Here is an 11,678-nt window from a genome sequence, read left to right as displayed (position 1 = left end):
ATGAAATATTACGGACTTCTTGTATTTACGACAGTTTTATTGACAACTGGCTGCGCAGATCTTTTCTCTGTAAAAGAGCCATCGTCAGCATCCTGTAACGTCGAGTTTGTTATTCTAGGCATAGGACAGGACGGAGGAGCCCCCCAGATTGGCAACCCAGATGATCCTGCTTGGGCAAATCCTTCTTTAAAATTATGGGCGGCATCAGGGGCATTAGTCGATCATCGTTATTCTAACCGTTATCTTTTTGAGGCCACTCCTGACTTACGAGAACAAATGAATTTGCTTGATAGTATGAGTGAAGGAGGCAATGCGCCACTGGGATTATCTGCTGTGTTTTTAACACATGCCCATATTGGCCATTATACTGGTTTGATGTTCGCAGGACATGAATCTATAGGCACCAAAGGACTTAAGGTTTTTCCTCTACCACGGATGCAAAATTTTTTGGAAAATAATGGGCCGTGGGACCAACTAGTCAACTATAAAAACATTGAACTCATCTCAATAATACCCAAAAAACCTGTTGTGTTTAATGATGATTTATCGGTCACGGCCCACTTGGTGCCGCATCGCGACGAATATTCTGAAACAGCTGGCTATGTTATTAAAGGCCCATCAAAAAGTGTACTTTTTTTGCCCGACATTGACGATTGGGATCGATGGGAAACTGAATTTAATACCCGTATTGAAGATATAATATCTCAAGTTGACGTGGCATACCTTGATGCTACGTTCTTCGATAATAATGAATTGCAAGGGCGAGATATGTCAAAAATCCCCCATCCTCGTGTCGTAGCTTCAATGGACCGATTCGAAAACTTACCCCAGACTGAACAAAATAAAGTCAGGTTTTTTCATATTAATCACAGTAATAAGATTAGATATTCTTCAAGTAAACAATATGATTTAGTTCAACAAAAAGGCTTTAAAGTCGCAAAACGCGGTGAACGTGTTTGTCTCGACTGAGCCACTACAGGGATAATAAAAAGCGGGTTGAAATGAGGTCTATGGCTTCCTAATTTAAGGTTGCTAGGTGAAGGAAAGTGATAGGCAAAAAAGCTAAAATGTCTTTCATCTGACAGCACTTGTGGAAATCTAATGTAGATTCCTTAGGCCACTATCACTCGGTTTCTTCCATCCTTTTTACCCGATACCTGATTTTTTCAATAAACACTCAACTTGCCTTATCCATACAGAGACTGTCTAAAATCAAACTAATATTGCCATCAAATGTAAAAGATACGACTAACCCTGTCCAACAGGAAGATTAAAAGTGCCCCCATGAATACTCTCAATATCAATCGCATCAAAACTGTATTCGGTATGGCAGTATTGGCAATTCATTTTTATGTCGCCGTCTGCAGCAATAATGTCTAATAACTCCTCTTTACTGACTCCAGAGAGTGCAGTTGCGCTGCGCTCTTTACTGCAATTACACTTAAAAACCACGTCACTCGCAGGGTATAACTCAAGGTCTTCTTGATGATATAAACGATGTAAAATATCTTCAGCTGTTAGCTCGAATAGCTCTTCATTTTTAATGGTGTCGGTTATGGTACTGAGATGTTCGAAGGCGGTGTCAGCCTTATCTGTTGATTGACTGCTGGTAGGTAAAATTTGTAAAAACATGCCACAGGCTTTTTCATGCTGGTCTATTAGCTGAGTACGTAATATCACTTTAGTAGCTAGCTGTTCAGATTGTTCGAAATATGCTTCAACACATTCTGACAAAGTAGATTTATCTAGAGCGACCATGCCTTGATAACGTTCGCCCTGTTCTGGAGTAATAGTGATCACCAGCACTCCTTTAGGGACCAATTCACTGAATTCAGAAGGTAATATTTTCAGTGTTTCGTCCCACCTTGCCACTCCTCTTAACTGCTGATTATGAGTGCCATTAATCACGGCATAACTAACAGGGCCTTCTCCTTGAATTTGGATGGCAATGTCGCCTTTAAATTTTAATGTTGCGGTCAACAAACTAGTCGCAGCCATCAGCTCACCCAACAGTTTTTGGATAACAGGCGGATAAGGATAAGAATCTAAAATGGCCTGAAAACTTTTTTCTAAACGCACCATTTCTCCTCTTACATTGCCTTGATTGAATAAATATCGATGCAGCTGGTCAAATGCCATGTTGGTTACCTTGGGAATTATTGATGTTTAAATTGAATAATTTGGCGGCGTTGCTTTTTATCTGGTCGGCCGTCAGGTTTTGGACTATGAAAGGCACTTAGTCTCCGTGCTTCTGCATTATTTGCCCTCAACGTTTCGCTGGCTGGGGTTTCCTCATACATTAGTTGCGCAAGTGGTGCGCCTAGACGCTGTTCTTTTATTTGCAGTACCACTACATCCTTTAGGTCGAATCCTTGGGGTATCTTTATACTAGCCCCCAATTCGACTACTTTTCCGGGTTTACTGCGTTGTCCGTTGTATTGCACCTTGCCAGATTGCACCGCATCTCTGGCTATGGAGCGGGTTTTATAGAAACGCGCAGCCCAAAGCCACTTGTCTAAGCGTACACTTTGGCCTTCATTTAGAATTTTTTGCACTATCTAAGCCCTTTACATTTTCATTTGTCAGTTAATTTGTCGTTTTTTTATAACTAAGGTGGATTAAAGTTGTCCCACTTGTTGCTACTGGTTATCATTAACGTGTTAGACTTTATTATTAACCCCACCGAGAGACAATGACTGTCGTTAATCATACCGCTAATCAATTATGGCTCCAACTAGTCAAATACCATCAAAAAATTAATTTTTTGATGGTATTACTGTTGTCAATTTTTCTACTTTCTTATGGGGCAGAACTAACCTGGCGTTTGTGGCCTAAACCTGCCGACAATGGCAGCTTAGAAAACATATCTAGTGGTCAACCCGTTACCCTAAATAACGCTAATAGCAGCTTAAATTTAGCTGACATCAAACGGCTTAATTTATTTGGTGATTATAATGCCGAACCAGTAGTAGAAATGGAAGTGACAGATGCACCCGTTACTCGACTTAATTTGACGTTAACCGGCGTGGTCTCCAGCTCGGTTAAAGATCAAGGCGCTGCAATAATCGAAAATCGAAACCAACAACAAACCTATGGTATTGGTGATAAAATTGAAGGCACTAATGCTTCATTAAAAGAAGTTTATGTGGACAGAGTCATTATTAAAAATGGCCCCACCAGTGAAACATTGATGTTAGATGGTGTGGATTATAATACAACGTCCAACCAATCGATTAAGCAACCTAATCAAGCTCCAGTCACACTTTCACAACCCAATAATCCAGGCCCAGAGCGCCGCACATTATTTGACGATGCAGTTCAATCTGCCAGGGAATTACAAGATCAACCAGCCAGTTTTGTTGACTACATTGCTGTATCACCACATCGACCTAATGGTGAGCTTTTGGGATACCGTGTGAGCCCGGGTAAAAAGCCCGCTTTGTTCAAAGCTGCGGGGTTAAAGTCAGGTGATGTCATTACTGATATAAATGGCTTAGATTTAACCGATATGCAGCAAGCCTTAGAAGCTATGAATATGCTCAAAGAACTACAATCTTTGCAAATGTCTGTACAACGCGAAGATGAATTTATTACTATTTACCTTGATCTGCCCCAAGGGGAAGAGGAACCAGAAATATGATGTGTACCTTACGCAACCGCTCCAATGTATTAAAGGGATTACTCCTAGTTGTTGGCAGTGCGTTTTTTGCTGTTTCGAGTCTAGTGGCTGCTGCGGATTATTCTCCGAATTTTAAAAACACTGAAATCAGTGAATTTATTAATATTGTGGGTAAAAATCTGAAGAAGACCATTATTGTTGATCCTAATGTGCGGGGGAAAATCACCGTGCGCAGTTATGATTTGCTCAATGAAGAGCAGTATTACCAGTTTTTCTTAAACGTGTTGCAAGTTTACGGTTATTCAGCTGTCACAATGTCCAGTGGTGTGATCAAGGTTATCCGCTCCAAAGATGCCAAGTCCGCGAATATTCCGGTAGTGGAAGGCAGCCCTTTTGATGGTGATGAAATGATTACCCGAGTGATGCCTGTTTATAACGTACCTGTAAGAGAACTTGCACCACTATTGCGCCAACTAAATGATACCGCTGGCGGTGGTAACGTAGTCAGTCATGATGCATCCAACGTGATGATGCTCACTGGCCGCGCTGCTGTGGTTAATCGCTTAGTTGAAATAATTGAACGTGTTGACAAAGCCGGTGACGAAGAAGTCGAAATTATTAAATTAAAATATGCTTCTGCCACCGAGTTGGTGCGTATTATCGACAGCGTCAATAAGTCTCAAGGCAAGTCGAACTCAGGTGGTAAATCCGATCCAAGAGTTGTAGCCGATGATAGAACCAATAGTATTATTGTCAGTGGTGATGTTAAAGCCCGTAAACGTTTAATAAATTTAGTTGAGCGAATGGACTCTGAACTAGAAACCAGTGGTAATACCCGTGTCATATTTTTGAATTACGCTAAATCGGAAGATTTAGTCAAAGTATTACAAGGTGTAAGCGCCAGCATTCAAGCTGAAGAAAATAGCTCAACTAAGGGCCGCCAGACCTCTAGTCGTGATGTCAGCATTGATTCTCATGAAGACTCAAACGCACTAGTCATAACGGCTGAGCCAGATATGATGCGCTCACTGGAAGATGTCATACGTCAATTAGATGTGCGCCGCGCCCAAGTGCAAGTGGAAGCGATCATTGTTGAAGTATTTGAAGGTGACGGCACCACTTTAGGCGTGCAATGGGCCAATGAAAAAGGCGGCGGCACACAGTTTACTAATGGTGTGGTGGGTATAGGCTCCCTTGCTGTTGGGGTTGAACAAGCCCAAGACAAAACTATTGTAGATTCCATTACCACAACCTCTAACGGTGATGCGGTAGTGGTACCCACGGAAAAAACTCAACTTGGAGATTTTTCCACGTTAGCCTCATTACTTGGTGGGGTGAACGGCTTTTTACTCGGTGGCGTCTCAGGTGGCTGGGGAGCAGTTTTACAAGCGGTGAGTACAGATACCAATTCAAATATTCTTGCCACTCCTCATCTCACCACTATGGATAACGAAGAAGCCTTTTTTATAGTAGGTCAAGACGTACCTCTTATTACAGGCTCAACCACAGGCTCAACCAATTCGAACCCTTTTCAGTCTGTTGAACGTCAAGAAGTGGGTATAAAATTAAAAGTGACCCCACAAATTAACGAAGGAGACGCGGTACAATTATTGATTGAACAAGAAGTGTCTAGCATAAGTGGCGCTACGTCAGTTGATGTTATTATTAATAAACGCGAAATTAAAACCACTGTCATTGTGGATGACGGTGGCACTATAGTTTTGGGTGGTTTAATCGATGAGGACGTACAAGAAAGCGTATCTAAAGTCCCGTTACTAGGGGATATTCCAATTCTAGGTCACTTGTTTAAATCGACATCGACCAGTGTACGCAAGCGTAACCTAATGGTATTTATTCGCCCAACCATCATACGTGATGGCGTCACCATGAATGAAATTAGCCATAAAAAATACCAGTATATTCGTGCTGAGCAGTTGAAACGCCAATCACAAGGTATTCCATTGATGCCAAATACTGAAGGCCCGACTTTACCCTTGTGGGATGACAAGCTAAGCTTACCGCCGTCATTTGAAGATTATATTATGAACAAAGACAAAGAAAAGGATAACGACTAGTCATGCCAGTCGCCCACCTAAGCGCTGTGGATGCTGAAGAACAGGCATTGCTAGAGTCAGGCACTGATCTGGATATGCCTGTTGACGAGCCCGAGCACAAACAATTGGCTTTTAGTTTCGCTAAGCGTCATCAAGTATTACTTGATACAGGCGAAAAGCCCGCCATTCTGTATCATACCCAAGATACAGAATTTCAGATATTTGCAGAAGTCAGACGATTTTTAGGCGCAGAATTTCGCCTTAAGGAAGTCGAGCTTGATAAGTTTGAGTCCATCTTAACCAGAGCCTTCCAACGAGACTCATCCGCAGCTAAACAATTAATGGAAGACATAGGCAATGAAAGTGATTTGTTTAGTCTGGCGGAAGATTTACCCAACACCGAAGATTTGTTAGAAAGCGAAGATGACGCACCCATTATCAAACTCATTAACGCCATGTTGGGTGAAGCGATCAAGGAAGGCGCATCAGATATTCATATCGAAACCTTCGAAACTCAGCTTTTAGTGCGCTTTAGAGTCGATGGGGTATTACGAGAAATTTTACGTCCCAATCGTAAAATGGCCTCGATGTTAGTATCTCGTATCAAAGTAATGTCAAAAATGGACATAGCCGAAAAACGGGTCCCACAAGATGGCCGTATTACTTTACGTATTGCGGGTCGTGCGGTTGATGTGCGAGTCTCCACTATGCCGTCTAGTCACGGTGAACGCGTAGTATTACGTTTACTCGATAAAAACAACGTACGCCTAAACTTGCAAGACTTAGGTATGACAAAGGCCAATCGTGGTGTCTTTTCTAAACTGGTACGTAAACCTCACGGTATTATCTTGGTAACAGGTCCGACAGGCTCAGGTAAATCGACTACCTTGTATGCAGGCTTAAGTGAAATCAATTCCAAAGACAGGAATATTTTAACGGTTGAAGACCCTATAGAATTTGATTTACAAGGCATTGGTCAAACGCAAGTTAACCCAAAAGTTGATATGACCTTTGCCCGTGGCCTAAGAGCGATATTGCGACAAGATCCTGATGTCGTCATGGTAGGTGAAATTCGCGATTTAGAAACAGCACAAATCAGTGTGCAAGCCAGTTTGACCGGTCACTTAGTGATGTCGACTTTGCACACTAATACTGCAGCAGGTGCCATCACGCGTTTAGAAGATATGGGTATCGAACCGTTCTTATTATCCTCTAGTTTATTGGCAGTGTTGTCGCAACGCTTGGTGCGTACTTTATGCTCAGATTGTAAAATATCACATATCCCCAGTGAGCAAGAATGCATAGTTTTGGGTATAAAAACAGCTGCTGCCTCTGACCATGCCGTGCATATACCTAAAGGCTGCGCGGCTTGTAATCAAACGGGTTACAGAGGCAGAACAGGTATTCACGAATTATTAGTCGTCGATGAAGGTATACGAGAACTGATTCATACTGGCCACGGTGAGCAAGCGATTGAAAAATATATTCGCCAAAACACGCCGAGCATTCGTGATGATGGCTGCGGAAAAGTATTGTTAGGTATTACCTCGCTTGAAGAAGTGTTGCGAGTGACAAAGGAAGATTAAATGGCTGCTTATGCATATCAAGCCATGGATAAAAGTGGCAAAAACAAAAATGGTGTTTTAGAGGGTGATAACCCCAGGCAAATACGTCAGCAATTGCGTGAACAAGGGTTAATACCCATGCAAGTTGACCAAGTGGCTGAAAAAGAACGCAAGTCACAAGCTGGCTTTACTTTATTTAAAAACACCATTTCAGCTGCTGATTTATCCCTACTTACCCGTCAACTATCAACACTAGTTGAAGCCTCCTTACCTATTGAAGAAGCCTTACTGGCCGTTGCCGAGCAATGTGAAAAACCCCGTCAAAAAAACATGATGATGGCGGTACGTAGTAAAGTAGTAGAAGGTCACACTTTAGCTTATGCGATGGCGGAATTTCCCCACGTGTTTGATGATTTATTTCGCGCTATGGTAGCCGCTGGCGAAAAATCAGGGCACCTCGATACAGTGCTTAACCGTTTGGCGGATTACACCGAAAAGCGCCAACAAACCAAAAGCCAAATTACTCAAGCTATGGTTTACCCCAGCATCATGATGTTTTTTGCCTTCGCCATAGTGATATTACTGTTGACCGTTGTCGTACCCAAAATTGTTGGGCAGTTTCAGAATATGGGCCAAGACTTACCCACTATCACTCAGATATTGATTGATGTGAGTGATTTTTTACAGGCCTATGGTTTAGCTGTTGCCATTGTGACGGTGATACTAGTCGTCATCGTCAATCGCGTACTGCAGAAACCTGTCATGAAAAAGCGTTATCACAAATTCATTCTGGGCTTACCTTTTATTGGTAAATTATCGAAAGGCTTAAATACCGCACGATTTGCTCGTACATTAAGCATTTTAACTTCCAGCGCGGTGCCACTCTTAGAAAGTATGCGTATTGCTAGTGAAGTACTGGAGAACTTACAGATAAGGGCTGCGGTCAACACCGCTGCAGGTTTTGTAAAAGAAGGGTCGAGCTTGCGAGCCTCACTAGAGCAAACCAAAATGTTTCCACCTATGATGATGCATATGATCGCATCAGGTGAACGCAGTGGTGAATTACAACAAATGTTAGGACGTGCTGCAGATAATCAAGACAGACAATTTGAATCTTTGGTCGGTGTCTCACTCAAAGTATTCGAACCTATTTTAATCGTGACTATGGCAACAGTCGTACTGTTTATTGTGCTGGCGATCTTACAACCTATTATGGCATTAAACTCTATGGTGAATATCTAATGAAACAACGTAACTTTTTAAACAAAAACAAACACAAAAATAAGCACAGAAACCAAGGCTTTACTCTGATTGAAGTCATGGTGGTATTGTTAATTATCGGCATCATGGCGAGCATGATTGCACCACAAATTTTGGGCAATCAAGAAGAAGCGCAAATTAAAACAGCGGCCATTGACATCCAAAGTCTAGAAAATGCATTGACCCAATATAAATTGAGTAACAATGTGTTCCCCACCTCGGAACAAGGCTTAGAAGCCTTAGTCAGTGAACCTACTGTCGACCCCATTCCTCGCAACTACAGAGCAAACGGCTATATCACGCGTCTGCCAAATGATCCTTGGAACAATCCTTACCAATTGCTTAGCCCCGGTGAACTAGGCCGGATTGACATATTTTCTAATGGTCCTGACGGCGAACCAGGCACCGAAGATGACATTGGTAATTGGAATCTAAACGACTACTTAAACTAAGTATACTGATCACCCACTAAGATGACTATGCGCCGTTCACCCTTTGCTAAATATGCTGGTTTTACCTTACTAGAGGTGATGCTGGTGTTGCTTATCATGGGATTGGCCACGGGTGCTGTGGTGCTCAGTTATTCTGGCGAAAATGGTCAAGACTTACTTAAAAAACAAACCCAACGTTTGCACGTGGTGTTTAACATGGCGTCGGATTTCGCGGTGTTAAACCAGAGACAATTAGGTTTACGAGTGGATGACGACAACAACAGCTATTATTTTATGTACCAAGATGAAGAGCAAGAATGGCAAAAACTTGAACTTGATACCACCTTTGCTGAGCATCAATTACCCGATTTGTTCACCTTGGAATTGTTTTTAACGGACTTACCTTGGGAAATGGAAGATAGCCTGTTCAGTAGCGGCGTATTTGATGAAGAACTGACAGTATCTAATGATGCCGTGGAAATAGGTAGTCAGGAAGATAAGAAACTCGATCCACCACAAATTTTTATTTTTTCTAGTGGTGAAATCACCCCTTTTTCTATCACCTTAGCCTACGAACCAGAATTTAGTGATGAGCGGCCCACATACTTCCGGCTTAATGGTCAAGATAGTACACCATTAACAACTGAAGGGCCGTTAAATGCACCCTAACGCTGCTCATGTAAAAATCCCAAAATACACCATAGGGATGACGCTACTTGAAGTACTGGTAGCCCTGTTCATTTTTGCACTAACAGGCACTGCCATTATGAAGGCTGCGAGTGACCATTTGATCGGGGTTGGGCAAATTGAAGATATTACTTTTGCTACTTGGGTTGCCAACAATCGGCTCACACAATTACACATAGATACCACTTGGCCGGTCAAAAACAATCAAAAAGGCGAGCAAGAAATGGCGCGCCGAAAGTGGTACTGGCAACAACGAGTCATTAAAACCAGTGACTCAGACATGGTGCAGGTAGAAGTGTCTGTTGGGTTGGACCAACAATATAAAGGCACAGTAACCTCAGTAAAAACATTCATCGCTAAGCAAACCACAAAATGATCAACCGGCCACATAATCATAAAGGTGGTTTTACCCTTATAGAAATATTAGTCGCCATGGCGATTTTTACTATTATAGGGTTGGCGAGTACCGGTGTGCTTAATTCGGTCATTAGCAGCGACCAGTTATCTTCTGAACGCTTTGAAAAGTTGGAAGAATTACAAAGAGCGATGCTGACTATAGAACGGGATATTTTACAGATTGTGCCTCGTAAAGTGCGTATTAATAGCGAACCCGTTAGTGCCGTTATATCTGGTGGTGAAGACGTATTTGATAGTGATGCAGATGGTATTGGATTCGTAAGAGCAGGCTGGCATAACCCACAAATGTTGTTGCCTCGAAGCACATTGCAAGCTGTTGGTTATCGTTTACAGGAAGAACAACTGCAGCGCCTGTACGGTAATTATGTAGACCATGTGATTGGTTACGAACCGAAAGTAAAAATTTTACTCTCTGATATTGAGGATTTTCGTGTCAGTTTTTTAACCGAGGCAGAGCAGCTAGAAGAGCCTGATGAATGGAAAGAAACATATTCAAGTGCTACGTTACCAATAGCAATATCCATCACCATAGTTAGTAAAACCTTTGGTGAAATTCGCCGTGAATTTATATTGGCAAACGGTATATGAATCAACTCAAGCGTAAACAGCAAGGCGTGGCCTTAATCATAGTGTTGTTAATTGTGGCTATTGTCAGCGTGCTTGCCACAGAAATGGGTGGCAGGTTGCAGTTACAAATTAAGCGGGCGTCCAACATCAAAGAAAACAATCAAGCCTATTGGAATGCCATGGGTGCTGAGCAGTATGCGCGAAAATCCATTAAACAACTGATTGATGAAGATGGTGAGGTTATTCACCTTGAGCAACCATGGGATCAGGAATTTGTGTACCCTATAGAAGGAGGTGGTATTCAAGCGCAACTTGTCGATATGCAAAGCTGCTTTAACCTTAATGCGTTAAGAGAGCCCGGAACGGGTTCCGGTGGCGCTGTAGTTGGAAGTACCCCTGTATTAGCTGATCGCATTTTAGCATTCAAACGTTTGTTAGGTCACATTGAGCCTGCGATCCCTAGTTATAATATTGATACACTTACCGACTCATTAGTCGATTGGTTAGACGAAGATGACAGACTTTCGAACTTAGGTGCTGAAGACAGCGAATATGAAAGCTTACAATTTCCTTATGTGGCAGCCAACAATTATATGGTGCATAAATCAGAGTTACGTTTAATCAATGGTGTAGAAGTACCATGGCTCAGGGAATTACTTAAACTAGTGTGTGTATTACCCAATGACAGTTTATTTGTTATTAATGTCAACACTGTGAGTGAAGAAAATGCGGCTGTTATTGCCGCCGCTACCAAACTTAATTTATCTGATGCAAAATCTGTACTTGCTAATCGTGGTTCCGATGGTTATCAAACCACTACAGAATTTTTAAGTCTGCCAAGCATCCAAGCTGCGAATCTTAATGCTGAAGAGAAAAAATGGTTTGATGTAAAAACAGAACATTTTATTTTACATACCAAGACCAAGTACAATGATGCAACTTTTTCTATGAAAACTTTATTTAAGGTCGACCCAAGTAAAAATGTCAGTGTCATCAGACGTGAATTTAGTGGTTTTTAATGACCAAGCTTTTAACAAGATGGCTTTGTTAATCCATAACAACCAACAAGGTACGTAAA

Annotated in this window: 12 protein-coding genes; 10 read left to right on the top strand and 2 right to left on the bottom strand. The window is 41.9% G+C overall.

Annotation, left to right across the window (positions count from 1 at the left end):
- Positions 1-969: an MBL fold metallo-hydrolase gene (locus CXF95_RS16230; RefSeq protein ID WP_101199658.1), complete on the top strand. Its 969-nt coding sequence runs from the start codon at positions 1-3 to the stop codon at positions 967-969.
- A 279-nt stretch (positions 970-1,248) separates the two neighbouring features.
- On the opposite strand, the gene hslO is transcribed toward CXF95_RS16230, so the two are convergent.
- Both hslO and hslR read right to left on the bottom strand, forming a co-directional pair.
- On the bottom strand, positions 1,249-2,139 hold the full coding sequence (gene hslO / locus CXF95_RS16225; protein WP_101199657.1) for an Hsp33 family molecular chaperone HslO: 891 nt from the start codon (positions 2,137-2,139) through the stop codon (positions 1,249-1,251).
- A 17-nt stretch (positions 2,140-2,156) separates the two neighbouring features.
- Positions 2,157-2,555 carry a ribosome-associated heat shock protein Hsp15 gene (hslR, locus tag CXF95_RS16220; RefSeq protein ID WP_101199656.1) on the bottom strand — a complete coding sequence of 133 codons (399 nt, stop codon included), beginning with the start codon at positions 2,553-2,555 and terminating at the stop codon, positions 2,157-2,159.
- A 224-nt stretch (positions 2,556-2,779) separates the two neighbouring features.
- Here hslR and gspC point away from each other — a divergent pair, with 224 nt between their 5' ends.
- The 9 genes from gspC to gspK are packed head-to-tail and all read left to right on the top strand — an operon-like array spanning position 2,780 to position 11,619.
- Entirely contained in the window at positions 2,780-3,640 is an 861-nt protein-coding gene (gene gspC / locus CXF95_RS16215) for a type II secretion system protein GspC (protein WP_304528702.1), read from the top strand.
- Positions 3,637-5,694, top strand: coding sequence for a type II secretion system secretin GspD (gene gspD / locus CXF95_RS16210; RefSeq protein WP_101199654.1), 2,058 nt, complete (start codon positions 3,637-3,639; stop codon positions 5,692-5,694). Before gspC ends, gspD begins: the two co-directional genes overlap by 4 nt.
- A gap of 2 nt (positions 5,695-5,696) precedes the next feature.
- A complete protein-coding gene (gene gspE / locus CXF95_RS16205; RefSeq protein WP_101199653.1) occupies positions 5,697-7,259 on the top strand; it encodes a type II secretion system ATPase GspE in 1,563 nt (520 codons plus the stop codon).
- Complete coding sequence (gene gspF, locus CXF95_RS16200) at positions 7,260-8,480, top strand: type II secretion system inner membrane protein GspF (RefSeq protein ID WP_101199652.1); 1,221 nt, start codon at positions 7,260-7,262, stop codon at positions 8,478-8,480. It begins immediately after the preceding gene.
- On the top strand, positions 8,480-8,950 hold the full coding sequence (gspG, locus tag CXF95_RS16195) for a type II secretion system major pseudopilin GspG (protein WP_101199651.1): 471 nt from the start codon (positions 8,480-8,482) through the stop codon (positions 8,948-8,950). Before gspF ends, gspG begins: the two co-directional genes overlap by 1 nt.
- 21 nt (positions 8,951-8,971) lie before the next feature.
- The gene (gene gspH, locus CXF95_RS16190) at positions 8,972-9,598 is read left to right on the top strand and encodes a type II secretion system minor pseudopilin GspH (RefSeq protein ID WP_101199650.1); all 627 of its coding nucleotides are present in this window, start codon (positions 8,972-8,974) and stop codon (positions 9,596-9,598) included.
- A complete protein-coding gene (gene gspI / locus CXF95_RS16185) occupies positions 9,588-9,992 on the top strand; it encodes a type II secretion system minor pseudopilin GspI (protein WP_101199649.1) in 405 nt (134 codons plus the stop codon). The genes gspH and gspI overlap by 11 nt, the downstream gene beginning before the upstream one ends.
- Entirely contained in the window at positions 9,989-10,621 is a 633-nt protein-coding gene (gspJ, locus tag CXF95_RS16180) for a type II secretion system minor pseudopilin GspJ (protein ID WP_101199648.1), read from the top strand. Before gspI ends, gspJ begins: the two co-directional genes overlap by 4 nt.
- Entirely contained in the window at positions 10,618-11,619 is a 1,002-nt protein-coding gene (gspK, locus tag CXF95_RS16175; protein WP_101199647.1) for a type II secretion system minor pseudopilin GspK, read from the top strand. Before gspJ ends, gspK begins: the two co-directional genes overlap by 4 nt.
- Positions 11,620-11,678: the final 59 nt, after the last annotated feature.

Origin of the sequence: Paraglaciecola sp. MB-3u-78 (assembly GCF_002835935.1) — a bacterium.
Taxonomy (GTDB): Bacteria; Pseudomonadota; Gammaproteobacteria; order Enterobacterales; family Alteromonadaceae; genus Paraglaciecola.
Note: the sequence above shows the minus strand (reverse complement) of the source record. Positions and strands in the feature narration are given on the sequence as shown.